This is a genomic window from Fuscibacter oryzae, from assembly GCF_016765795.1.
Classification (GTDB): Bacteria; Pseudomonadota; Alphaproteobacteria; order Rhodobacterales; family Rhodobacteraceae; genus Fuscibacter; species Fuscibacter oryzae.
Map to the genome: position 1 here is coordinate 200,290 of NZ_JAESVP010000005.1, position 24,439 is coordinate 224,728.

A 24,439-nucleotide genomic window follows, 5' to 3' on the forward strand; every position below is an offset into this window, starting at 1 on the left:
AGGGCGTTTAGTTATGGAGCGACGTCTGATTGGTGGCTGGGCGGGCGCAAATTCTGCTGATACCCCCTTCCCTTGGCCAATTTCCTTCGTATAGTCCGGCCCCATGACCATGGACCAACATATCGCCAATGCTCCGGGAGCCGCTTGCGGTGCCCCTGCTGCGATTTCTGTTGGCCTGTCGCTGCTTCTTCTTAGCTGCCTCTGAGCGTGCCCTTGGGCGCGACCGCTCGGAGGTGACCAGCGCCCTGGACTGAAAGCTAAGAAACCCCAAGGAATTCTGACATGACCGACAAGACCTCGCAGCCCCGCGTTCTGATTTTCGACACCACCTTGCGCGATGGAGAGCAATCTCCCGGCGCAACCATGACCCATCAGGAAAAGCTGGAAATTGCCGGCCTGCTGGATGAAATGGGCGTCGATATCATCGAGGCGGGTTTTCCGATTGCCAGCGAAGGCGATTTCGCCGCCGTATCCGAGATTTCCAGGCACGCGAAAAATTCAACCATCTGCGGGCTGGCGCGGGCGAATTTCAAGGATATCGACCGCTGCTGGGAGGCGGTGAAGCACGCCAAGTCGCCGCGCATCCACACCTTCATCGGCACCTCGCCGCTGCATCGGGCCATTCCCAATCTGGATATGGACCAGATGGCGGAACGCATCCATGAAACCGTGACCCATGCACGGAACCTGTGCGACAATGTGCAATGGTCGCCGATGGATGCGACGCGGACCGAGCATGATTATCTGTGCCGGGTGGTCGAAATTGCGATCAAGGCGGGCGCCACCACGATCAACATTCCCGATACGGTAGGCTATACCTATCCGTTCGAAAGCGCCAAGCTGATCTCCATGCTGCTGGAACGGGTTCCGGGGGCCGACAACATCATCTTTGCCACCCATTGCCACAACGATCTGGGCATGGCGACGGCGAACAGCCTTGCGGCGGTGGAGGCGGGCGCGCGTCAGATTGAATGCACCATCAACGGCCTGGGCGAGCGGGCGGGCAATACCGCGCTGGAAGAGGTGGTTATGGCGCTGCGGGTCAGGAATGACATCCTGCCCTATAGTACCGGCATCGACACCACCAAGATCATGCACCTGTCGCGCCGGGTTTCCACGGTTTCGGGGTTCGTGGTGCAGCCGAACAAAGCGATTGTCGGCAAGAACGCGTTCCTGCACGAAAGCGGCATCCACCAGGATGGCGTGCTGAAGAATGTGGAGACGTTCGAGATCATGCGGCCCGCCGATATCGGGCTGAATGAAAAGAACATCGCGATGGGCAAGCATTCGGGCCGCGCCGCGCTGCGGGCGAAGCTGAAGGAACTGGGGGTCGATCTGGCCGACAACCAGTTGAACGACGTCTTCGTGCGGTTCAAGGCTTTGGCCGACCGCAAGAAAGAGGTCTATGACGAAGACCTGATCGCGCTGGTTGCGGATGAACAGACCAACGACGCCCATGACACGCTGGTTCTGAAAAAGCTGCGGGTCATCTGTGGCACCGAGGGCCCGCAAGAGGCGGACATGGTGCTGACCATTGATGGCGTTGACCATCACATCGACGCTACCGGTGACGGCCCGGTCGATGCGGCGTTCAACTGCGTCAAGATGCTGTTCCCGCACAAGGCGCGGTTGCAGGTCTATCAGGTGGCCGCCGTGACCGAAGGCACCGACGCGCAGGCCACGGTTTCGGTGCGTCTGGAAGAGGACGGGCGGCTTGTCACCGGGTCCTCCGCCGACACCGATACCATCGTGGCGAGTGTTAAAGCTTACGTGAACGCGTTGAACAGGCTGATCGTCCGGCGGACCAAAACTGCGCCTGGGGATGATGTAAAGTCGGTAAACTACAAGGATGCGGGCTGATCAGGCTCGCTTCTGCGGCGGAAAGTTCGATTTGGACAAGCACCTTGTGCAAAGACGAAAACCCGCCGCAGATTGCCCCCGGCCCTTTCGCTTCACCGTGCCGGGTTCTATATGAAAGCGCCCGCCTCAGGCCCCCTGAGTCGCGGGCGTATTTCTTTCGGGAAAAGGAAACCGCCAGCATGTCGATTCTTTCGGGCCTCTTCTCGTCGGATATGGCCATCGACCTTGGGACCGCCAACACGCTGGTCTATATCCGGGGCAAGGGCATTGTCCTGAACGAGCCTTCGGTGGTGGCCTACCACGTCAAGGATGGCAAGAAACAGGTTCTGGCGGTGGGCGAGGATGCCAAGCTGATGCTGGGCCGAACCCCCGGCACGATCGAGGCGATCCGCCCGATGCGCGACGGGGTTATTGCCGATTTCGACTCCGCGGAAGAGATGATCAAGCACTTCATCCGCAAGGTGCACAAACGTACCACCTTTTCGAAACCCAAGATCATTGTCTGCGTACCTCATGGCGCGACCCCGGTGGAAAAGCGCGCTATCCGCCAGTCGGTTCTGTCGGCCGGTGCGCGGCGTGCGGGCCTGATTGCCGAACCGATTGCAGCGGCGATTGGTGCGGGCATGCCGATCACCGACCCCACGGGGAACATGGTGGTCGATATTGGCGGCGGCACGACCGAGGTGGCAGTGCTGAGCTTGGGGGACATCGTTTATGCCCGCTCGGTCCGCGTGGGCGGCGACCGGATGGATGAGGCGATCATCAGCTATCTGCGCCGCCATCAGAACCTGCTGATCGGCGAAAGCACCGCCGAACGCATCAAGACCAGCATCGGCACCGCCCGGATGCCCGATGATGGGCGCGGCTTGTCCATGACCATTCGCGGACGTGACCTGTTGAATGGCGTGCCCAAGGAAACCGAGATCAATCAGGCCCAGGTGGCCGAGGCCCTGTCGGAACCCGTGCAGCAGATCTGCGATGCGGTGATGCAGGCGTTGGAAACCACGCCGCCCGATCTTGCCGCCGACATTGTGGACCGGGGTGTGATGTTGACCGGCGGCGGCGCGCTTTTGGGCGATCTGGATCTGAGCTTGCGCGAACAGACCGGGCTTTCGATTTCGGTGGCGAACGAATCCCTGAATTGTGTCGCCCTTGGCACCGGCAAGGCGCTGGAATACGAGAAACAACTGCGACATGTGATCGACTACGATAGCTGATCCCCTTCCCCCGGCCCTGACAGGCAAGCAGGCCGCAGATGGCACGTCCGAACAAAGACCCTGATCAATTCACGCGCCCGCTGCGCCGGGTGTTGACGGGACTGCTTGTCCTGCTGCTGCTGGCGCTGTTCGTGCTGTGGCGGATCGACAGCCCACGGGTAGAGCGGTTTCGGGCCGCGCTGGTGGACCGTTTCGTGCCGTCGTTCCAGTGGGCAATGGCGCCGGTCACCTGGAGCTATGATGTGGTCAGCGACTTCCAGTCCTATTCCCGCCTGCTGGAGCAGAATCGAGAACTGCGCGAGGAGCTGCGCCAGATGAAGGCGTGGAAAGAGGCCGCGCTGCAACTGGAGCAAAAGAATGCCCGGCTGCTGGACCTTAATCAGGTGCGACTGGATGCCAAGCTGACGCATGTGACGGGGCAGGTGCTGGCGGATTCCGGCAGCCCGTTCCGCCAGTCGGTGTTGATCAATGTGGGCAACCGCGACGGCATCCGTGACGGTTGGGCCACGATGGACGGGATCGGCCTTGTGGGGCGTATCGCAGGCGTGGGCGGGCGCACCAGCCGGGTGATCTTGTTGACCGACAGCAACAGCCGCGTGCCGGTGACGGTGCAGCCTTCGGGGCAAAAGGCGATTCTGTCGGGCGACAACTCTATGCTGCCGCCGCTGGATTTCCTTGAAGACCGAGATGAGGTGCGCCCCGGCGACCGGGTGGTCAGTTCTGGCGACGGCGGGGTGTTTCCGGCAGGCCTGCTGGTCGGGCAGGTCGTTCTGGGCAATGACAAGCGATTGCGCGTGGCGCTGGCGGCGGATTACCAGCGGCTGGAATTCCTGCGCGTGTTGCGCAGCCATGACGTCGAACCGATCACCGGCGAAGGCGCGCTGCTGGCGCCCTCTCCCAGCCAGATGCAGGGGCCACCCGCGCCACCTGCTGATGCGGGTATCGGCCCCGGATCGCAGGGGGGAGGCAATGGTTGATGCGGGCACCCGGCAGGTCTGGCTTCACCGGCTGCTGTTTGTCGCCATGGGGCTGGCGCTGCTGTTCCTGCGCCTGCTGCCCCTGCGCAGCGAGGCGGGCGATATGCCGGGGCCTGACCTTTTGTTGTGCGTGATCTTTGCCTGGACGATGCGGCGGCCCGATTATCTGCCCGCGCTCTTGATTGCTGCCGTGGTTCTGCTGGAGGATCTGGTGCTGATGCGCCCGCCCGGATTGTGGGCCGCGCTGGTGGTGGTGGCGTCGGAATTCATCCGGGGTCGCGTCGCGCTGACCCGAGAGCTGAACTTTGGCGTCGAATGGCTGCTGGTGGCCGGGTTGATGGTGGGGCTGATGGTGGTCAACCGGATGATCTTTGCCCTTTTCCTGCTGCCGCAGACGAATTTCGGCTATGCTTTGTTGCAGGTGGTCATGTCGATGATCGCCTATCCTTTGGTGGTGTTCCTCTCGCGCGTCCTGCTGGACCTGCACAAACCCGCGACGGGCGAAGTGGATGCCTACGGGAGACGGATGTGAGGCCATGAGACGGGCACCCCGCGATACCGAGGCCAGTGGCCGCCGCTTTACCCGGCGCGCGCTGTTCATGGGGGGCTGCATGACGGCCATGGTGGCCGTTCTGGGCGCACGGATGCGCTATCTTGGCGTCGAACAGGCCGACCAGTTCCGCCTGCTAGCCGAGGAAAACCGCATAAACATCCGCCTGATCCCGCCCGAACGCGGGCTGATTCAGGACCGCAATGGCAAGCTGATTGCCGGCAACGAACAGAATTACCGCGTTGTGATCACGCGAGAGGATGCGGGCGATGTCGGGCTGATCCTGAACCGGCTGTCGCATATCATCCCGCTGACGGCCGAGGATATGGCCGACATCCTGAAAGAGACCAAGCGCAACAGCCCCTTTGTGCCGATTCCCGTGGCCGAACGGCTGAACTGGGAAGACTTTTCGGAAATCGCGGTCAACGCGCCCGCCCTGCCCGGCGTCTCGCCAGAGGTGGGGCTTAGCCGGGTTTATCCCCGCGATCAGGATTTTGCCCATGTGGTGGGCTATGTCGGCCCGGTGTCGGAGCGCGATCTGGCTGGGATTGAAAACCCAGACCCGGTGCTGACCATTCCAAAATTCCAGATCGGCAAGATTGGCGTCGAGAAGTTTCTGGAAGACATTCTGCGCGGCCATGCCGGCACCAAGCGGATCGAGGTGAACGCCGTTGGCCGCGTGATGCGGGAACTGGACCGCGAAGAAGGCCAGCCGGGTGCCGATGTGCGTCTGACGCTGGATGCCGACATCCAGAATTTCCTTCAGGCCCGGCTGGGCGCGGAAAGTGCGGCCTGCGTGCTGATGGATGTGCAGAACGGGGACATCCTGTCCATCGTCTCTGCCCCGTCGTTTGACCCCAACCTTTTCGTGCGCGGCATCAGCCAGGCCGATTATTCCGGCCTGATGAACCACGACCACCGCCCCCTCGCCGACAAGACGGTGCAGGGGGCCTATCCGCCGGGGTCAACCTTCAAGATGGTGACGGCGCTTGCAGCGCTGGAGGCAGGGGTGATCACGCCCGAAAGCACCGTATATTGCCCCGGCTATCTGGAATTCGGCTCTCGGCGGTTTCACTGCTGGAAGCACGGTGGCCATGGCAAGGTGGATCTGGAACGCAGCCTGATGGAAAGCTGCGACGTGTTCTATTACGAGGTGGCCCAGAAGGTCGGCATCGACAAGATCGCCGAAATGGGCCGCCGTCTGGGCATGGGCATCCGGCATGATCTGCCGATGTCGGCGATTGCCGAGGGCAACATGCCGACCAAGGAATGGAAGCTGGAGCGTCACAAGGCCGAATGGAGGATTGGCGATACGATCAACTCTTCGATCGGACAGGGCTATGTTCTGGCCTCACCGCTGCAACTGACGGTGATGGCGGCGCGGGTCGCGACGGGCCTGGCGATCAAGCCGCGGCTGGTCAAATCCGTGAACGGGGTCGAGGTCGAGATCAGCCCGCCAGAATCCATCGGGCTGGACCCCGGTCGCCTGCGCGCGGTGCAACGAGGTATGTTCGCGGTGGTCAACGGCAAGGCGGGCACCGGGCGCGGCAGCCGGATCGCCGATGATACCATGCTGATGTGTGGCAAGTCTGGTACGGCGCAGGTGCGCAACATTTCCACGGCGGAACGTGCGTCGGGCGTGGTGTCGAACGATCAGTTGCCCTGGCGGCGGCGCGACCATGCGCTGTTCGTGGGCTATGCCCCCTATGACAACCCGCGCTATGCGGCGGCGGTCGTGGTAGAACATGGCGGCGGCGGATCGGCAGTGGCGGGCCCCATCGTGCGCGATGCGCTGCTGCGGGCGCTTTATGGCGACATACCACCCCTGACCGCCTATCCCGCCGATCAGCGCGGGCGGATGGAATCGCTGCTGAAAGATCTGCACCTGCGCCGCCCCGACGGGACGATGCCCGAAAGTTCAAAGGTCTAGGCGATGAGTTTTCTGGAATACCGCGTCAAAACCGCGCCGACCGGGCTGTCCAAGGTGTTTTACATCCATTGGGCGCTTATACTGGTGGTGACGGCGGTGGCGGCCATCGGCTGGCTTATGCTGTATTCCATCGCCGGGGGCGATCTGAACACCTGGGCAGAGCCGCAGATGAAGCGCTATGTCCTGGGCCTGATCCTGATGCTGGGGGTCGCCTTCACGCCGATCTGGTTCTGGCGCAGCATGGCGGGGATGGCTTACGGCGTTTCGGTGCTGTTGCTGCTGGTGGTCGAGTTTTTCGGCACCGTCGGCATGGGCGCGCAACGCTGGATCGATCTTGGCTTCATGCGGCTGCAACCTTCGGAATTCATGAAGGTGGCGCAGGTGATGATGCTGGCGATGTATTACGACTGGCTGGATGACAAGAAGGTGTCGCGTCTGCTGTGGGTGCTGATCCCGGTCATCCTGATCGTCGGGCCGACCGTGCTGGTGTTGATGCAGCCGAACCTCGGCACCTCGATCATGCTGATCGTGGCCGGGGGGGCGGTGATGTTCGCGGCCGGGGTCAGCATCTGGTATTTCGTTGCCGTGATCGCGATGGTCGTGGGGGCCGTGGCGGCGGTGCTGGAATCCGAAGGCACAAGCTGGCAGTTGCTGCATGATTATCAGTATCGCCGCATTCACACCTTTCTGGACCCTGCCGCCGACCCGCTGGGCGCAGGCTACAACATCATTCAGGCCAAGATCGCGCTGGGGTCGGGCGGCTGGGCAGGCAAGGGCTTTATGCAGGGCACGCAAAGCCGGCTGAATTTCCTGCCCGAAAAGCACACCGACTTTATCTTTACCACGCTGGGAGAAGAGTTCGGCTTTGTCGGCGCGTTTTCCCTGCTGATGCTGTACGCGCTGATCCTTGTGTTCCTGTTGTGGGCCGCAATCCAGAACCGCGACCGGTTCAGCCAATTGGTCATCATCGGGGTGGCGGCGAACTTTTTCCTTTATATCGCAGTGAACCTGTCAATGGTGATGGGCATGGCCCCGGTCGTGGGGGTGCCCTTGCCGCTGCTGAGTTACGGCGGGTCGGCCACGCTGATGATCATGCTGTCCTTCGGGTTGGTGCAAAGCGCCATCGTCCACAGGCTGCGCTGAGATGAACATCTATGCCCGCCATGGCCGCTTTCTGATCGCGCTTGCGCTGGGAGTGGCGATTTTTCTGGGCAGTTGGGTCACGCCCCTGCCCCGCCCTGAACGCGGGCTGGTGGCGTTTGACGCCTTTGCGCTGTCTTATCTGGGCATGACCTTTGGCCTTTTGGGGCGGGTGTCCACCACCATGCTGCGCCGCAAGGCCGAAACCGAGGATGAGGGCATGCCCCTGATCATCCTGCTGACGATGGGCGCGGTGGGGGCCAGCCTTGTGGCGATCTGGCTGGTTCTGGCGGGGCGCGAAAGCGATGGGCTGGGCCTGACACTGGCCCTGTCGGCGGTGCCGCTGGGCTGGGCCGTGGTGCATACGGTGGCCGCCTTTCACTATGCCCATCTGCACTATTCCCCCGATGCGGCCTGCCGGCTGGAGTTTCCCGATGAAACCGCGCCACAGGTTTGGGATTTCATCTATTTCGCCTTTGTTCTGGGGATGACGGCGCAAACCTCGGATGTGCAGATTGCTTCGGTGCGCATGCGCAAGGCGGTGCTGGCCCATTCAGTGGCGTCATTCTTCTATAACACGGTCATTCTGGCGCTGGCGGTCAATGCGGGCGCGCAACTTGGGGGATAGCATGGCTTTGACGGTTCTTTTCGCGGCGGGGCCCGGATATTGGGACAGGTACGCAGCACCGCTGCGCGCTGCCTTTGACAAGGCCGGGATCGCCGCGCATCTGAGCGAAGAGGCCGCGCCCGAAACGGTAGATTACATCGTCTACGCGCCGTCATCGTCCTTGCAGGACTTTACCCCCTATACCCGCACCAAGGCTGTGCTGAACCTGTGGGCGGGGGTGGAACGGATCGTCGGCAACCCGACGCTGACCCAGCCCCTGTGCCGCATGGTGGACCCCGCGCTGACCGAAGGCATGGTGGAATGGGTGACCGGCCACACCCTGCGCCATCACCTGTGGCTGGACCGTTACATCGTGAACTCCACCCGCGAATGGGACCCGACCTGCCCGCCCTTGGCCCGCGAACGGCAGGTGGCGATGCTGGGCATGGGCGCGCTGGGAGAGGCCTGCGCCCGCGCGCTGCAAGCGTTGAATTTCAACGTGGAAGGGTGGAGCCGCAGCCCGAAATCGGTACCCGGCATCCCCTGCCACCATGGGGCGGATGGGTTGCGCGATGTGCTGGCCAAGGCCGACATTGTGGTAACCCTGCTGCCCAAAACGCCCGAGACGGAAAACATCCTGAACGCCGGAACCATCGCCGGAATGAAGCGGGGCGCGGTGATCCTGAACCCCGGCCGTGGCCCCTTGATCGACGATACCGCCCTGCTTGCCGCACTCGACAATGGGCAGATCGGCCATGCCACGCTGGACGTGTTCCGGGTGGAGCCGCTGCCGCAGGATCACCCCTTCTGGGCGCATCCCCGCGTGACTGTCACCCCCCATATCGCCGCCGACACAAGACCGCTGACCGCCAGCATGGTCATTGCCGAGAACATCCGGCGCGGTGAGGCGGGAGAGCCGTTCGTCAACCTTGTTGACCGCGCGCGAGGGTATTGAGGCCAAATTCCTTCGAAGAAACTTGGCCCGACACCCAAGGTCGCCTTTGGAACAGCACAGGCCGGTGCCTTGCTGGCATCTGGCGGAAACGAAAGGCCTTTCCCATGAAATACGGCACCGGGGTTCTTCTTGTGTTTTGCGCAGGTGTGCTGTGGTCAACCATGGGCCTGTTCGTGCGCAACATCGAAGGGGCAGGCACGGCGGCTATCCTGTTCTGGCGTTCGGCGGGGCTGTTGCCGGTGCTGGCCGGGTTCATCCTGTGGCGCACGGGCGGGCGGCTGATCGGGCCGATGCGGGCGGTTGGTCTGGCGGGGGTGATCGGCGGGCTGGGGCTGGTTCTGGCTTATACCGGCGCGATTTATGCCTTGCGGGCGACAACAGTGGCCAATGCGGTGTTTCTATATTCCGCCGCCCCGTTCTTTTCCGCGCTGCTGGGCTGGGTCTTCCTGCGTGAGAGCATCCGCCCCTCAACATGGGCCGCAATGGCGCTGGCCGGGGCCGGGATTTTCGTGATGATCGGCACCGGCTTTGGCGGCGGGTCGATGGATGGCAACATGGCTGCCCTGTCTTCGGCCCTAGGCTTTGCCATTTTCACCGTGGCCCTGCGCTGGGGCCATGTGGGTGACATGATGCCCGCCGTTCTTGTTGGCGGGCTGATGTCAATGGTTGCGGCATGGGCGCTGGCCGGGGCATGGGGGCAGTCGCTGGCGGCCCCACCACAGGATATCGCCATCGCCATGGTGATGGGGGCTGTGGCGTTGGCAGGCGGGATGATCCTTTATACGCTGGGCAGCCGGGGGCTGGCGGCGGCAGAGGCGACGCTGATCTCCTCGGTCGAAAATATTCTTGCACCGATCTGGGTCTGGGTTTTCCTAGGCGAAACAGCAGGCCCAACTACGCTTATCGGCGGGGCGATGGTGCTGGCTGCGGTCATGCTGAACGCCGTGGCAGGCGCGCGGCGCAATGCGATGCAAGCCGCCTAACGATAGCGGCGGAAAAACCGTGTCCGGGCATAAAGGTCTTCCAGCCGTTTCAGGCGCACCTCGGTCGTCTCCCAAGTCAGGCTTTGCACTGCGGAAAGCAGCGTTTCGACCAGCACCATCAACGCTACGTTTGAATCCCACGCCGAAGGGGCCTCAACATGGCAGGCCAGCGTGTGGCGGGCATGAACGGCGGCGGGGGAAACCCAGCGATCGGTGATCAGGATGATCTCTGCCCCCTGCTCTTTCGCCATTTCCGCCATTTGCAGCACCGCGTTTTCATAGCGGCGGATGTCGAAGACCAGCATTACATCGCCCGCCTTCATATCCAGCATCGCGGGCGGCCAAGTGTTCGACATATCCGACATCAGCGTAACCTCGGGGCGGATCACCTTCATCAGCGTGACGAAATAATCGGCAATCGCATGGGTGATGCGCCCGCCAATCGCAAAGATACGGCGATCGGGGTCGGCCAGCAGCGCCGCCGCTGCGTCAAACTCTGCGGGGTCGATCTGGCCCATAGTCTGTTGCAGGTTGGCAATCACCGCATCGGCAAAGCGGTTCAGAATATGCGTATCGGGCACCCCGCCGCGCCAACGGTCGGGCTTGGCAAGCGGGGAAACCAGCATCGCCTCGACTTCCGCCCGCAGGGTGCGTTGGTAATGCGGATAGCCCTTGTAACCCAGCTTTTGCACCAGACGCACCACCGTAGGAGTGGATACCATCGCCGCTTGTGCCAGCACGGTAATGCTGCCAAGGGCCGCCACCGGATAATGCGACAGGATATGGGTGGCCAACTGCCGCTCGGCCCGAGTCAGGTCGGGCAAAACGGCGCGCAACTGATCGTCCAGTGTGGCGGGATCTGGCATGCGGGTCTCCGGCGATTCTGGAAACTTTGTAACAGAGCAAACACAAAAAGAAACAATCTTGACAGAAATCGCTTGCCGGAACAGCCTGTGATCAAACGGGGGTGACTCGCCTTGGCGGGAAAGAAAGCAGACATCTGGCAGCCTGTGATCGAACGGCCCGAGGCGGCGGGGCGGGTTATTCTGGTGTGCGAACATGCCTCGAACCACATTCCCGATCAGTGGGACGATCTGGGGCTGACGGCGGATCAGCGGCAGGCCCATATCGCCTGGGATCCGGGTGCTTTGGGCGTGGCAAGGGGCTTGGCCGAACGGCTTGACGCCACGCTGATCCACGCCCCGGTTAGCCGCCTTGTTTATGACCTGAACCGCGCGCCCGATATGGCGGGGGCCATGCCTGCCCGGTCCGAGGTGCATGACATTCCCGGCAATGCGGCGATAACCGCAACTGAGCGTCTGGCGCGGACCGAGGCGATTTATCTGCCCTGGACCAATGGCTTGCACAATCTGATCGCCAACCGCATCGCCCTTGGCCGCCGCCCGGTGGTGATCACCATTCATTCCTTCACGCCGATTTATCATGGCCGCCAGCGGCTGGTGGAATTCGGCGTCATCCATGACGCCGATGCCCATCTGTCAGTCGCCATCCTTGATGCCGCGCATCGCAAGACCCGGCTGCAAGCGGAACTGAACTCGCCCTATTCCGCCGCCGATGATGTGACCCATACTTTGCGGGTTCACGCCACGCCCTATGGCCTGCCGAATGCGATGCTGGAGATCCGAAACGACCTGATCGCCACACCCGAAGCACAGGCGAAAATGGCCGAAACCCTTGCCCCTGTTCTGAACATGGGGATCGAGGAAATTCAAAAGCAGGCCAAGGCCAGCTGACCCCCGCCCTTTCCGGCGGCAATAATCGGGGCAAGACCCCAACACATAACCCCGGCCCGATCCGGGGACACCCAACGGAGAGCGACATGCCAGGTAGCATGACTTTGGACGATCTGAAAAAGGCCGTGAAGGCGGGAACCATCGATACGGTTCTGGTTTGCGGCATCGACATGTGGGGGCGGCTGTTCGGCAAGCGGTTCCACGCCGCGTTTTTCGTGAACGGCGGGCATGAGGAAACACATTGCTGCGACTACCTGCTGACCGTCGATCAGGATATGAACACGGTGCCGGGCTACAAATCCTCTAGCTGGGAAACCGGTTATGGCGATTATGTGCTGAAACCCGACATGGCCACCCTGCGCCCCGTGCCGTGGCTGGAAGGCACCGCGCTGGTGCTGGGCGATTTGCAGGACCATCACCACCATGACATTCCGCATTCCCCCCGCGCGATCCTGAAACGTCAGGTCGCCCGCGCCAAGGCGCTGGGGTTTGACCCGATGATGGCGACCGAGCTGGAGTTCTTCCTGTTCGAAAACAGCTATGAACAGTTGCGCGATGACGGTTTGGGCAACCTGCGCCCGGTGTCGGCCTATAACGAAGATTACCACATCTTCCAGACCACCAAGGAAGAAGGCGTGATGCGCGCCATCCGCAATGGTCTGTTCGGTGCGGGCATCCCGATTGAAAACACCAAGGGTGAGGCCGAGGCGGGTCAGGAAGAGATCAACTATCGCTATTCCGACGCGCTCGATACCGCCGACAACCATGTGATCATCAAGAACGGCATCAAGGAAATCGCCTGGGCCAAGGGCAAGTCGGTGACCTTCATGGCGAAATACGATCATCGCCGCGCCGGGTCGTCCAGCCATATCCACCAAAGCCTGTGGTCCAAGGACGGCAAGGCCCTGTTCGCCGACAAGGCCGACAAGCACGGCATGTCCGACCTGATGAAGCATTATCTGGCCGGGCAACTGACCTATGCCGAGGAAATCACCGCGTTTCTTGCGCCTTACGTCAACAGCTACAAACGGTTCTGCGTCGGCATGTTCGCGCCCACCAAGGCCGTCTGGTCCGCCGACAACCGCACCGCAGGCTTCCGTGTCTGTGGTGAGGGCACCAAGGCCGTGCGGGTGGAATGCCGCATTCCGGGCAGCGACGTGAACCCCTATCTTGCCTGTGCCGCATTGCTGGCGGCGGGGTTGAAAGGGATCGAGGACAAGCTGGCGCTGGAACCGGAACTGTCGGGCGATATGTATGCCGCCAAGGGCATCCGCGAGATTCCGAAGAACCTGCGCGATGCTGCCGCGCGGTTGAACGGGTCAAAAATGCTGCGCGATGCCTTTGGCGATGACGTGATCGACCACTATCACCACGCCTGCCAGTGGGAGATTTCGGAAACCGACCGCGTCGTTACCGATTTCGAACGCCAGCGCGGGTTCGAACGGGCCTGAGCCATAGGGTGCGCCATTGCGCGCACCCGACCAAGATTACCTGGGGTGCGTGCTTGCGCGCACCCTTTGCCACAAGGACAAGACGATGAAACCCATCCAACTCATTTCCCCGGTGGACGGCTCGGTCTATGCCGAACGCACGCCGCTGACGCCCGAGGCCGCCAAGGCCGCCGTCGCCCGCGCCAAGGCGGCGCAAAAGGCCTGGGCCGCGCGCCCGCTGGCCGAACGGATTGCGCTGGTCAAGGCCGGTGTGGCCAAGCTGAACGAAATGGCCCCGGTCATCGTTGACGAAATCGCCTGGCAGATGGGCCGCCCCACCCGTTTTGGCGGCGAATTCGGCGGCGTGAACGCCCGCACCGACTATATGTCTGAAATCGCTGCCGAAACGCTGGCTCCGAAAACCGTGGAAGACAGCGACAAGTTCCGCCGCTATCTCGCGCGCGAACCGGTGGGCGTGGTCTTCATCATCGCGCCGTGGAATTACCCCTACCTGACCACCATCAACACCCTTGTTCCGGCCCTGATCGCAGGCAACTCGGTGGTGCTGAAACACGCCAGCCAAACCCTGCTGGTGGGCGAGCGTCTGGCCGAGGCGTTCCATGCGGCCGGTATTCCGGCGGATGTGTTCCAGAACGTCGTGCTGGACCATGCGACGACCGAGGCGCTGATTGCCGCCAAGTCGTTTGGCTTCGTCAACTTCACCGGCTCGGTCGGTGGCGGGGCGGCGATTGAAAAGGCGGCTGCGGGCACCTTTACCGGCCTTGGGCTGGAACTGGGCGGCAAAGACCCCGGCTATGTGCGGGCCGATGCCGATCTGGACGCCGCCGTCGATACGCTGATGGATGGCGCGATGTACAACGCCGGTCAGTGCTGCTGCGGGATCGAGCGGATTTATGTGCATGAATCGCTCTATGACGCCTTTGTCGAAAAGGCCGTGGCTTGGGTGAAAACGCTGAAACTGGGTAATCCGTTTGATGCCGACAGCACCCTTGGCCCGATGGCCAACAAGCGCTTTGCCAAGGTGGTTCGTGACCAGATCGCCGAAGCCATCGCGGCGGGTGCCAAGCCCCTGATCGACCCGGCCCTGTTCCCCGCCGATGACGGTGGTGCCTATCTCGCCCCGCAGATCCTTGTGAATGTCGATCATTCGATGCGGGTGATGATGGAGGAATCTTTCGGACCGGTCGTCGGCATCATGAAGGTCAAGGACGATGCCGAGGCGATCCGCCTGATGAACGATTCGCCCTATGGCTTGACCGCCAGCATCTGGACCACCGACTACGATACCGCCGCCGAGATCGGTGCGCAGATCGAAACCGGGACCATCTTCATGAACCGCGCCGATTACCTTGACCCGGCGCTCTGCTGGACCGGCTGCAAGGACACCGGGCGCGGCACCTCGCTGTCGTATCTCGGGTTCCATTCCGTTACCCGTCCCAAATCCTACCATCTGAAAAAGGTACAGAAATGACCCACAGCGTTCCCAATCGGAACTGGTCTTACCCGACCGCGATCAAGTTCGGCGTGGGCCGCATTGCCGAACTGGCCGAACATGCCGCCAGCGTGGGGCTGAAAAAGCCCCTGCTGGTGACCGACAAGGCGCTGGCATCGCTGCCGATCACCGCCGCCGCCTTGGATGTGCTGGACAAGGCCGGTATGGGCCGCGCCGTGTTCTCCGAGGTGGACCCGAACCCCAACGAAAACAACATGACCGCAGGCATCGCGGTTTACAAAGCGGGTGGCCATGATGGCGTGATCTGCTTTGGCGGCGGCTCGGCGCTGGACCTTGGCAAGATGATCGCGCTGATGGCGCATCAACGTGCGGACCTGTCGGTCTGGGACCTGGAAGATATCGACGATTGGTACACTCGTGCAGATGCCTCGAAGATCGCGCCGATCATCGCGGTGCCGACCACCGCCGGGACGGGCAGCGAAGTGGGCCGCGCGGGCGTTCTGACCAATTCGGCGACGCATAAGAAGAAGATCATCTTCCACCCGAAACTGATGCCCGCCGTCACCCTGTGTGACCCCGCCCTGACCGTGGGGATGCCGAAATTCATCACCGCTGGCACCGGCATGGATGCGCTGGCGCACTGTCTGGAGGCTTATTCCAGCCCCTTTTACCACCCGATGTCGCAAGGCATCGCGCTGGAAGGCATGCGGCTGGTATTCGAAAATCTGCCACGGGTTTACGACAACCCAAATGACCTTGACGCGCGGGCGCATATGATGAGTGCCGCCGCCATGGGCGCGGTTGCATTCCAAAAGGGTCTGGGCGCGATCCACTCGCTTTCCCACCCGATCGGCGCGGTTTACAACACCCACCACGGCACCACCAATGCCGTCGTGATGCCCATGGTGCTGGACATGAACCGCCCCGCGATTGAGGATCGGATCAACGCCGCCGCTGCCTATCTGGGCATTGCAGGCGGGTTTGACGGCTTTCGCGCTGCGATCATGGACCTGCGCGCCAAGCTGAACATTCCTGCGAACCTGACCGCGCTGGGGGTGAAGGCGGCTGACCTCGATATGCTGACCGAAATGGCGCTGGAAGATCCGTCCTGCGGCGGAAACCCCATTCCGATGACGCAAGCGAACACGCGGGCTTTGTTCGAATCCTGCATGTAAGGCGTTGAATAAGGGGGCGGTGGCGGCTTGCCGGTTGGAAAAGTCCTGCCGCCCCTGTCACGCGGGGGCCTGATGACACAGCATATCCTGACCGAAATCGCCGTGCTGGGCGCAGGCGTTGTTGGCCTTGCCATTGCCGAGCGGCTGGTGGCCGAGGGGCGCGATGTGGTGCTGGTCGATCCCGGTCAGCCCGGCATGGGGGCAAGCTATGGCAATGCCGGAACCGTGGCGGATTATGCCGTGATGCCCGTGGGCACACCCGATGTGCTGAAAAACCTGCCCTCGCTGCTGTTTGATCGCAACTCTCCCTTGGCGATCCGCCGTGCGGCGCTGCCCGCGCTGATGCCTTGGCTCTTGCGCTTTGCGCGCCAGTCGCTGCCCGGTCCGACGGCGCGCAACGCCGCCGCCATAGCTCGGCTGGTGGCCGATGCCTGCCCCTCGTGGCAGGGATTGGCCGAGCGGATCGGCGGCAGCGGCATCTTGCAGGAAAAGGGCTGCCTTTACCTGTATGATACACCCGCCGCCTTCACCGCGGCGCAGCGCGACATGGCCGGTCGCCGCGCCTTGGGCATCTCGGTTGATCTGATAGACAGCGCGACACTGGCAGCGATGGAGCCGGGCCTGCCCGAAAAGGCCGGAGCCGCCTTTTTCCCCAAGGCCGTCTTCATGTCAGACCCCGGATTGATGGTGCAGCAACTGGCCACCCATGTGTTAACCAAGGCCCAGCATGTGCAGGCCCGCGCCGACACCATCACCCGCCAGTTCGACGGAATGATCGTCGAAGGCCCCGGCCTGCGGCTCCACGCCCGCAAGGTGGTGATCGCGGCAGGCGCCCATTCCCGCGCCCTCGCCCGGTCGGCAGGCGACCGTGTGCCCCTGGATACCGAGCGCGGCTATCATGCCGAATGGAACATGCCAGTGCCGCGTCTTACCCGTCCTTGCTGCCCCGTCTCGCGCGGCTTTTATCTGTGCCCGATGCAGGGCCGATTGCGCGTGGTGGGCACAGTAGAACTGGGCGGGCTGACCGCCCCACCCTCACCCCACCGCATCGCCAAGCTGATAGAAGACGCGCGCTGGGTCTTCCCCGATCTGGGGGAACCCGACCGGACATGGATGGGCTTTCGCCCCTCAATGCCCGACAGCCTGCCGGTCATCGGCCCCTCGGCGGCTGGGCCGGATGTCTATCACGCCTATGGCCATGGCCATATCGGCCTGACACTGGCGCCCATCACTGCCCGGCTGATCGCCGATACCATTGCAGGGCGTGCGCCGGAACTGGACCTTAGGCCCTATCTGCCGTCGCGGTTCTAGCGCGAGAACAGCACCGCTGTCCCCAATCCGCCCGCCGCCGCAATCGCCGCCAGACCGTGGCCGTTTGTCAGGTCGTGGAACAACCGCACCGCCAAAATGGCACCAGACGCGCCAATCGGATGCCCCCGCGCCAAGGCCCCGCCGCGCAGATTCACGCGCGCCGGGTCCAGCCCCGCCCCCTCAACACAAGCAATCGCTTGCGCCGCATAGGCCTCCATCATCTCCACCTGCGCCAACTTGTCGGGCAGCAGGCCCGCCCGCGCCAACACCGCCGCAATCGCCGGAACCGGGGCCAGCCCCGGTTCTTCGGGGGCCGAGCCCAGTGTCAGTCCCGGCCCGATCCGCAGCGCGCCCGGCCTCGCCAGATCGTCCCTTGTCACCACAACAAAGGCCGCCGCATCTGCCGCCACCGCGGCCGTCGCCGCAGTCACATTACCCGCCAGCACCTTGGCCCGAGCTGCCAAAGCCGGGGTCAGCCGCCGCGCAAAGGCATCGCGGGATACACCGCCAAGCGCAACGATCTCGGGCCAGTCATGATCGACCAGCGCCTTGCGGTGGCTCTCCACCGCCCAATCATCCTGCGCAGGGCGCGAAATCCCCAACGACACCGCCAGCGCAGCCGCCGCCTGAGTCATATCGGGGTCGCGGTCAGCCCAGGGGGTAAAGGGCGGTTGGTCATAGGCCACCGGCGCGCCACCATCCGGGTCAGTCGCCAGCCGCAGGGGACGGCGCGAGTAACTTTCGACACCCCCCGCCACCACAACGCGCGCAGCCCCGCTGTCCACCAGCGCCGCCGCCAGCAGTATCGCATCAAGCCCCCCCACGCATTGCCGGTCGATGGTCAACCCCGCCACCCGCTCGGGCAAGCCCGCCGCCAAGGCCACCCGCCGCGCCGGATTGCCCCCTGCGCCCAGCGCATTCGCGGCAATCAGCTCATCAACCTGCACGGCGCCCAATCCGGCATCGGCCAGCACCGCCCGCACCACCGGCGCTGCCAGATCCTCGATCCGCAGCCGGGCAAAGGCCCCGCCCCGTGGCAAAACCGCCGTGCGCCGCGCCGACAGGATCACCGCCATGACAGCCCCCGCGCAATCGCCGCAAGATCAGTCTTGCCCGACGAAAGCTCTGGCCAATCTTGCCGCCATATCAAAATTTTGGGTGCCTTCAGCGGCCCCAGCTCCGCCCGCGCCGCCCGCAAGATCGCCGCCTCTTGCGCCGCATCCCCCTGACACACCGCCACCAGAACATGCCCGCGCAGACCATCCGCCACCGGCACCACGGCAACCCGTGCCACGCCGGTCAGGCCCGCCAGAGACGCCTCGATCTCTTCTGGGAACACATTCTGGTCAGCGACCGTCACCATCCGCCCCGCGCGCCCGGCCAGATAAAGCTCGCCCCCGGCCAGATACCCCATCTCTCCCACGCTCAACCAGCCGTCGCAGCAGCGGGCGCTGCCCGGATCATCCCCGGCATAGCCATGAAACAGATAAGCGCTGCGCACCCAGACCTCGCCCAAGGTGCATTCGGGCACATCATCCCCCCCGGCACTGCGCACCGCAATCTCCACCCCCGGATAGGCCGCGCCCACCGAAGCGATGGGTGTCGCTTCGCCCGCCAAGGTGATGAAACTGGCCTCCGCCGCGCCGTAAAACTCGCGCACCGCCGCTGCCGGGGCCATTGCCGCCAGCGCGCGCCGCAACACCGCATCCAGCTTTGACCCGCCGACCAGAACCAGCCGCAAACTGGGCAGCCCCGCCCCGCCCGCCTCAATCAGCAGGCGCAATTGCGCGGGCGTGGCATAGACCACCTCCACCCCGCGCGCCGCCATCTCTTGCCGCTGGCGGTCGGGCCGTATCCCGTCCAGCAGATGCACCTCTGCCCCCAAAGACAGCCCCTCCAGCGCGCCATAAAGCGCCAGCGAATGCGACAGCCGCCCCAGCACCGCCACCCGGCACCCCGGACCGATGCCGAACAGCCCCGCGTTCACCGCAAAGCTCGCCGCCCAGCTTTCCACACTCCGCCAGATGCGCCTTGGTTTACCTGAGGAGCCAGAGGTCAGGGTCTCGAACCCCTCTGTCGCAGGCTCCCCATCCCCGCCGATCCGAAACCCGCAGCCGCGCCCAAACGCCCCGATCAGAGCCGCCGCCCCCGGCCGATCAGCCAGAACCGCCGCCCCGGCCACCGGGAAAACCACCACCTCGCCCACACCGTCAAACAACCGCGCCGCAGGATGCAGCCGAAACCGCGCTTTCATACTGGCAAAAATATCCCCACCGGAGGCATCCGCCCTCGCGACCCGCTCAGCGTTTGACAAGAAGCGACGCCATCCGCCGCAGCGCAAGCAGATAGCCTTCGGTGCCGAACCCCGCGATCACGCCCTCGGCCCGACCTGAAACAAAGGAATGGTGCCGAAACGCCTCGCGCTTGTGGATGTTCGAGATGTGAACCTCCAGCACGGGGCCGTCAAAGGCGTTCAGCGCGTCCAGAATGGCAACCGAAGTGTGGCTGTAGGCACCGGGGTTGATGATGATCCCCGCCGCCTGCGCCCGCGCCTCTTGAATCCAGTCCACCAACTGGCCCTCGTGGTTCGATTGCAGGTGCCGCACGGCCAGCCCCAGCTCTTCGCCCAGATCGGCCATAGCCGCCGCCACATCCTCCAGCGTCTCGCGCCCATAGATTTCCGGCTGGCGCTGGCCCAGCAGGTTCAGGTTCGGCCCGTTCAGGGCAAAGATCGGCTTGGTCAAGGCACTGCTCCGCTTCGCTTGGCCCAAACCCTAGCCCATCCCCCCGCCCCTGCAAAGCGCCAGAAAAAACGCGCGCCACCCTGCCGGGTGGGCGCGCGCAGTGGTCGCCGACGTGGGGTACGAACCGACAGGGAATCCGGCTCAGGCGACTTTTTCCAGAGTGATCTCTGACGAAAGCCCCAAGGCGCGCACCACTTCGCGCGTCAGGTTGGGGCGATTCAGCGTATAGAAATGCAGATCCTCCACCCCGCCTTCGATCAGCCGGTCGCAAAGGGCCACGCACTGGGTCAGCGCCAGCAGGTCTTCGCGTCCGTCGCGGGCGGCGGTGGCGAAGGCCTCGTCCAGCTTTTGTGGCACTTGTGCACCACAGCGGCTGGCAAATTTCTTGACACCCGACCAGCTTTGGATCGGCAGGATGCCCGGAATGATCGGCGCGCTGATCCCGGCCTTGGCACAGGCATCGCGGAACCGAAAGAACGTATCGGCGCTAAAGAAAAACTGGGTGATCGCGCTGCTTGCACCGGCGTCGATCTTGCGTTTCAGCCAGGTCACATCCTGCGCGGTATTGGCTGCATCGGGGTGCGGTTCAGGATAGGCGCCGACGCGGATCTTGAACTTGCCGGTGCGGGCCAGCGCCTCGACCAGATCGGCCGAATTGGCAAAGCCGTCGGGATGCGGGGTGAAACGGTCGGCCCCCTGCGGGGCATCGCCGCGCAGAGCCACGATCTCGCGGATGCCTGCCGCATGATAGGTGTCGGCCACGGCCAGCGTTTCGGCCTTGCTGGCCCCCACACAGGTCAGGTGCCCGGCAACATTCAGGCCATAGTTGCGGTGGATGGTCGCCACGGCATCCTGCGTCAACGCCCGGGTGGTGCCGCCCGCGCCATAGGTCACCGAGACGAAATCCGGTCCCATCGGAGCCAGCGCCTGCACGGTTTCCCACAGGCGGAACGAAGCGTCCAGCGACTGGGGTGGGAAGAACTCGAACGAAATGCGCGGCGAAAGGGTCATGGGTCGTCTCCTTGGTCTTGCTCCTGTCTGCCAGATTCGGCATTGTGAGGCCAATTCATAATTCTCAGGATGTTTATGAGGTTGACCACATGTATGTCGAGCTTCGCCACCTGCGCACCATCCGCGCCATTCATCAGGCAGGCGGGTTGGCCCGCGCCGCCGACATCCTGAACATGACGCAATCGGCCCTGTCGCATCAGGTCGCGGGGCTGGAGGCGCAGGTGGGGATGGAACTTTTCGTGCGCCGGTCTAAACCCATGCGTCTTTCGGCTGCGGGGATGCGGATGCTGCGTGCCTCGGAACGCATCCTTCCCGAGATTTCCGCGCTGGAGGAGGAATTCCGCGCCCTGCGGTCGGGCAAGACCGGACGTCTGCACATCGCCATTCAATGCCACGCCTGTTTCGACTGGTTGTTCCCGGTGCTGGAGCTGTTCCGTCACGCCTGGCCAGAGGTGGATGTGGATATTCGCGCGGGACTTGCGTTCGAAAGTTTCCCTGCCCTGCAAAGGGAAGAGGTGGATCTGGTGATCTCCTCGAACCCCGAACCGCTGCCCGGCCTGACTGCCAACCCGCTGTTCGACTATCACCCCACCTTCGTCGCCTCATCCCAGAACCCTTTGGCCGCCAAAGATATGATCGAGGCGGAGGATTTCCGAGATCAGGTGCTGATCAGCTATCCGGTGGGCCGCGACAAGCTGGATGTGTTCACCGACCTTCTGACACCCGCGCAGGTCGAACCGCGCGGGCATCGTCATGTCGAACTGACGGCGGTGATCCTGATGCTGGTGGGGTCGAACCGTGGGGTGGCCGTGCTGCCCGACTGGGTGATCCGCGATGTAAAGGCCAACGCCGACTACATCACCCGCCCGCTGGCCCCCGGCAATGTCACCCGCCGCCTTTTTGCCTGCACCCGAGAGGAGGATGCCGCCAAGCCCTATATGGCGCATTTCCTGCGGCTGGGGCGTACCGAGCCGGTCAAGCTGCAACGAAGCTGACCCGTCAGATCAGATGAGCCGCCTTTGTGGGGAGAATGGAGGCACAACTAGCCATAAAGCGCGGTAGTCACCTCCATCAGGCCGCGCTTTACCCGCTCCCAATCCGCATCCGCCTGCAATTCCACCCCCGAAAACCGCCCCGCCGTCGCAGCCGCCAGTACCATCTGCTGCACCGCACCAATCAGCAGCGCATTCACCACCGGGGCATCCACGCCCTCGGGCGCACGTGTGCCCGCCAGCGCCTGCATCACCCACAGGCCCATCGCCCGCCCCCGCGCCTCTGACAGCCGCCGCACCTCGGGCGCGGGGTCGCTGATCTCCCAGACCAGCAGGGAGCGCAGCAGAGGGTCATCGCGCAGCACCTCGACCCAGCCGCACAGAAGATGCCGCACCCTTTCGCCATACCCGACGGCCGCGGGCAGGGGCACCCGCGCCAGACGCTCGGTCATCCGCCGCGCCAGCGCCGCGCCCATGGCATCGACCAGCCCCTCTCGCCCGCCGAAATAGCGATAGACCAGTTGCTTGTCGCACCCCGCCGCCCGCGCGATGGCATTCACCCCAAGGGCGGCAAAGCCCTGTTCGGCCAAAAGCGTGAGTGCCGCCTGCAAGATGGCGGCTTCGGTCGCGTCACGGTCGCGGCTGCGGATCGGGTCGGTCATGGGGCCTCAAACGAATCGGATTGACGCATGTCACCCACTGGTGATATGCGCTTGTCACCAATCAGTGACACATCATCCGGGAAACGTAAACATGCCGCGCAAAACTCTTGGCCTTGCAGCCATCACCCTTGCCCTGACCTTCAACACCGCCTTTTCCCTGCTGGCCGCGCGGTTTGATTACCCCGACATCCTGCGCCAGCCACCTGCCGAGGTGCTGCGCGCCTTTGCGGCAGGCGGGTCGGGACTGATCGCGCTGTGGTACGCCTTCGCACTGTCGGCACTGGCACTTATCCCCTTTGCGCTGACCGTGCCCTTTGCCAGCGCGCATTGGCAAACCCGCCCGGCACTGGCCCTTGCCAGTGCGATGACCGGCGCGCTGGCCGGGTTTGCCCAAGGCATGGGCCTTTTGCGCTGGGTCTTCGCCATTCCCGGCCTTGCCGCCACCCTTGCCGACCCTGCGGCGACCGAGGCGCAGCGCGCCGCCGCCGAGACCGCCTTTGCCGTGCTGAACCAATGGGGTGGCATGGCGATTGGCGAACACATGGGCCAGATGCTGACGGTGGGCTGGCTGACCACCACCCTTGCCCTGCGCCGGGGCGACCGCACCCGCATGGCTCGCGCCGAAACCGCTGCCGCCTGCCTTGCGCTGGCGGGCATGGGCATCGGCCTCGCCGAAGGTCCCGCGATGATGCTGGGCCACACCCTGCCCCTGCTGGGTCTGGCCAGTGTGGCGGGCTATCTGGGCCTGACCCTGTGGCTGGTGATCCTTGGCGCGCGGCTCGTTGTCTCGCCCGCAGATCAACGCAGCGACACCCTTCCCTTCCGGCCCTTGCCCGTGTAGAGGAACGCGCTTGAACCGCAGGAGTCCCCGATGCAAGGCAGCGCCAACCTGAACCTGATGATCAAGGCCGCCCGCAAGGCCGCCAAGGTGCTGGTCAAGGACTTTCGCGAGGTGGAAAACCTGCAAGTCTCGACCAAGGGTCCGGGTGACTTTGTGTCCAAGGCCGACCGCGAATCCGAACGCGTGATCCGCGAAGAGCTGATGGGCGGCCGCCCGACCTATGGCTGGCTGGGCGAGGAAACCGGCGAAACTGAGGGCCAAGACCCGACCCGCCGCTGGATCGTCGATCCCCTGGACGGCACCACCAACTATCTGCACGGCATGCCGCATTGGGCGATCTCCATCGCGCTGGAACACAAGGGCGAGATTGTCTCGGCCGTGGTCTATGATCCGGCGAAAGACGAGATGTTCTGGGCCGAAAAGGGGTCGGGTGCCTGGCTGAACGACAGCCGCCGCATCCGCGTCTCGGGCCGCCGCGTGATGTCCGAGGCGGTGTTTTCCACCGGTGTGCCCTTTGGCGCGCGCAAGACGCTGCCCGCCACGCTGCAAGATCTGGCCCGCCTGATGCCCGCCTGCGCCGGCGTGCGCCGCTGGGGCGCCGCCTCGCTTGACCTCGCCTATGTGGCGGCGGGCCGGTATGATGGCTATTGGGAACGGGAACTGAACGCTTGGGATTGTGCGGCAGGCCTTCTCTTGGTCAAGGAAGCGGGCGGCATGATCGGCCCGGTGCGTGAAGGCGATGATATGCTGGGCAAAGGTGCGGTGATCGCCGCCAACGAGCCCCTGTTCGAGCCGCTGGCCAAGATCCTCCGCGGCTAAGAAGAAG

The 24,439-nt window shown here is 63.7% G+C and carries 23 protein-coding genes; 17 read left to right on the forward strand and 6 right to left on the reverse strand.

Going from position 1 to position 24,439, the window contains the following annotated elements:
- The first annotated feature begins 282 nt into the window (after nucleotides 1-282).
- The 9 genes from JI744_RS11440 (at nucleotide 283) to JI744_RS11480 (ending at nucleotide 10,219) form a co-directional block, all read left to right on the forward strand.
- Entirely contained in the window at nucleotides 283-1,860 is a 1,578-nt protein-coding gene (locus JI744_RS11440) for a 2-isopropylmalate synthase (protein WP_202660949.1), read from the forward strand.
- Between the two features lie 179 nt (nucleotides 1,861-2,039).
- Complete coding sequence (locus JI744_RS11445) at nucleotides 2,040-3,077, forward strand: rod shape-determining protein (RefSeq protein ID WP_202660951.1); 1,038 nt, start codon at nucleotides 2,040-2,042, stop codon at nucleotides 3,075-3,077.
- Between the two features lie 38 nt (nucleotides 3,078-3,115).
- The gene (gene mreC / locus JI744_RS11450; protein ID WP_202660953.1) at nucleotides 3,116-4,054 is read left to right on the forward strand and encodes a rod shape-determining protein MreC; all 939 of its coding nucleotides are present in this window, start codon (nucleotides 3,116-3,118) and stop codon (nucleotides 4,052-4,054) included.
- Complete coding sequence (locus JI744_RS11455; protein WP_202660961.1) at nucleotides 4,047-4,586, forward strand: rod shape-determining protein MreD; 540 nt, start codon at nucleotides 4,047-4,049, stop codon at nucleotides 4,584-4,586. The genes mreC and JI744_RS11455 overlap by 8 nt, the downstream gene beginning before the upstream one ends.
- A gap of 4 nt (nucleotides 4,587-4,590) precedes the next feature.
- A complete protein-coding gene (gene mrdA / locus JI744_RS11460) occupies nucleotides 4,591-6,534 on the forward strand; it encodes a penicillin-binding protein 2 (RefSeq protein WP_202660970.1) in 1,944 nt (647 codons plus the stop codon).
- Nucleotides 6,535-6,537: 3 nt separating this feature from the next.
- On the forward strand, nucleotides 6,538-7,677 hold the full coding sequence (gene rodA / locus JI744_RS11465) for a rod shape-determining protein RodA (RefSeq protein ID WP_202660972.1): 1,140 nt from the start codon (nucleotides 6,538-6,540) through the stop codon (nucleotides 7,675-7,677).
- Nucleotide 7,678: 1 nt separating this feature from the next.
- On the forward strand, nucleotides 7,679-8,302 hold the full coding sequence (locus tag JI744_RS11470) for a DUF1345 domain-containing protein (RefSeq protein WP_202660974.1): 624 nt from the start codon (nucleotides 7,679-7,681) through the stop codon (nucleotides 8,300-8,302).
- A gap of 1 nt (nucleotide 8,303) precedes the next feature.
- A complete protein-coding gene (locus tag JI744_RS11475) occupies nucleotides 8,304-9,236 on the forward strand; it encodes a 2-hydroxyacid dehydrogenase (protein ID WP_202660976.1) in 933 nt (310 codons plus the stop codon).
- Between the two features lie 104 nt (nucleotides 9,237-9,340).
- Nucleotides 9,341-10,219 carry a DMT family transporter gene (locus JI744_RS11480; protein ID WP_202660978.1) on the forward strand — a complete coding sequence of 293 codons (879 nt, stop codon included), beginning with the start codon at nucleotides 9,341-9,343 and terminating at the stop codon, nucleotides 10,217-10,219.
- Here JI744_RS11480 and JI744_RS11485 read toward each other — a convergent pair.
- The gene (locus tag JI744_RS11485) at nucleotides 10,216-11,085 is read right to left on the reverse strand and encodes a MurR/RpiR family transcriptional regulator (RefSeq protein ID WP_202660980.1); all 870 of its coding nucleotides are present in this window, start codon (nucleotides 11,083-11,085) and stop codon (nucleotides 10,216-10,218) included. The two genes, JI744_RS11480 and JI744_RS11485, sit on opposite strands and share 4 nt — an antisense overlap.
- A gap of 111 nt (nucleotides 11,086-11,196) precedes the next feature.
- Here JI744_RS11485 and JI744_RS11490 point away from each other — a divergent pair, with 111 nt between their 5' ends.
- The 5 genes from JI744_RS11490 (at nucleotide 11,197) to JI744_RS11510 (ending at nucleotide 17,363) form a co-directional block, all read left to right on the forward strand.
- Nucleotides 11,197-11,973, forward strand: coding sequence for an N-formylglutamate amidohydrolase (locus JI744_RS11490; protein ID WP_202660982.1), 777 nt, complete (start codon nucleotides 11,197-11,199; stop codon nucleotides 11,971-11,973).
- A gap of 86 nt (nucleotides 11,974-12,059) precedes the next feature.
- Nucleotides 12,060-13,424, forward strand: a complete 1,365-nt coding sequence (locus tag JI744_RS11495; protein WP_202660984.1) for a glutamine synthetase family protein — start codon at nucleotides 12,060-12,062, stop codon at nucleotides 13,422-13,424.
- An 85-nt stretch (nucleotides 13,425-13,509) separates the two neighbouring features.
- On the forward strand, nucleotides 13,510-14,895 hold the full coding sequence (locus tag JI744_RS11500; RefSeq protein ID WP_202660986.1) for an aldehyde dehydrogenase family protein: 1,386 nt from the start codon (nucleotides 13,510-13,512) through the stop codon (nucleotides 14,893-14,895).
- Entirely contained in the window at nucleotides 14,892-16,052 is a 1,161-nt protein-coding gene (locus JI744_RS11505) for an iron-containing alcohol dehydrogenase (protein ID WP_202660988.1), read from the forward strand. Before JI744_RS11500 ends, JI744_RS11505 begins: the two co-directional genes overlap by 4 nt.
- Nucleotides 16,053-16,124: 72 nt before the next feature.
- A complete protein-coding gene (locus JI744_RS11510; RefSeq protein ID WP_202660990.1) occupies nucleotides 16,125-17,363 on the forward strand; it encodes an NAD(P)/FAD-dependent oxidoreductase in 1,239 nt (412 codons plus the stop codon).
- Here JI744_RS11510 and JI744_RS11515 read toward each other — a convergent pair.
- The 4 genes from JI744_RS11515 to metF all read right to left on the reverse strand — a co-directional run bounded on the left by JI744_RS11515 (nucleotide 17,360) and on the right by metF (nucleotide 21,118).
- A complete protein-coding gene (locus tag JI744_RS11515) occupies nucleotides 17,360-18,439 on the reverse strand; it encodes a thiolase family protein (protein ID WP_202660992.1) in 1,080 nt (359 codons plus the stop codon). The genes JI744_RS11510 and JI744_RS11515 overlap by 4 nt on opposite strands.
- Nucleotides 18,430-19,617, reverse strand: a complete 1,188-nt coding sequence (locus tag JI744_RS11520; RefSeq protein ID WP_202660994.1) for an AMP-binding protein — start codon at nucleotides 19,615-19,617, stop codon at nucleotides 18,430-18,432. The genes JI744_RS11515 and JI744_RS11520 overlap by 10 nt, the downstream gene beginning before the upstream one ends.
- Before the next feature lie 46 nt (nucleotides 19,618-19,663).
- Nucleotides 19,664-20,107 carry a type II 3-dehydroquinate dehydratase gene (gene aroQ, locus JI744_RS11525; RefSeq protein ID WP_202660996.1) on the reverse strand — a complete coding sequence of 148 codons (444 nt, stop codon included), beginning with the start codon at nucleotides 20,105-20,107 and terminating at the stop codon, nucleotides 19,664-19,666.
- A 141-nt stretch (nucleotides 20,108-20,248) separates the two neighbouring features.
- Nucleotides 20,249-21,118 (reverse strand): methylenetetrahydrofolate reductase [NAD(P)H], encoded by an 870-nt coding sequence (gene metF / locus JI744_RS11530; protein ID WP_202660998.1) that lies wholly within the window; start codon nucleotides 21,116-21,118, stop codon nucleotides 20,249-20,251.
- An 89-nt stretch (nucleotides 21,119-21,207) separates the two neighbouring features.
- Here metF and JI744_RS11535 point away from each other — a divergent pair, with 89 nt between their 5' ends.
- The gene (locus tag JI744_RS11535; RefSeq protein WP_202661000.1) at nucleotides 21,208-22,113 is read left to right on the forward strand and encodes a LysR family transcriptional regulator; all 906 of its coding nucleotides are present in this window, start codon (nucleotides 21,208-21,210) and stop codon (nucleotides 22,111-22,113) included.
- A gap of 47 nt (nucleotides 22,114-22,160) precedes the next feature.
- On the opposite strand, the gene JI744_RS11540 is transcribed toward JI744_RS11535, so the two are convergent.
- Nucleotides 22,161-22,772: a TetR/AcrR family transcriptional regulator gene (locus JI744_RS11540; protein WP_202661002.1), complete on the reverse strand. Its 612-nt coding sequence runs from the start codon at nucleotides 22,770-22,772 to the stop codon at nucleotides 22,161-22,163.
- Between the two features lie 91 nt (nucleotides 22,773-22,863).
- Here JI744_RS11540 and JI744_RS11545 point away from each other — a divergent pair, with 91 nt between their 5' ends.
- Together JI744_RS11545 and JI744_RS11550 are read left to right on the forward strand one after the other, a co-directional pair.
- The gene (locus JI744_RS11545; RefSeq protein ID WP_202661004.1) at nucleotides 22,864-23,613 is read left to right on the forward strand and encodes a DUF4386 family protein; all 750 of its coding nucleotides are present in this window, start codon (nucleotides 22,864-22,866) and stop codon (nucleotides 23,611-23,613) included.
- Between the two features lie 30 nt (nucleotides 23,614-23,643).
- Nucleotides 23,644-24,432: an inositol monophosphatase family protein gene (locus JI744_RS11550; RefSeq protein WP_202661006.1), complete on the forward strand. Its 789-nt coding sequence runs from the start codon at nucleotides 23,644-23,646 to the stop codon at nucleotides 24,430-24,432.
- The last annotated feature ends 7 nt before the right edge of the window (nucleotides 24,433-24,439 follow it).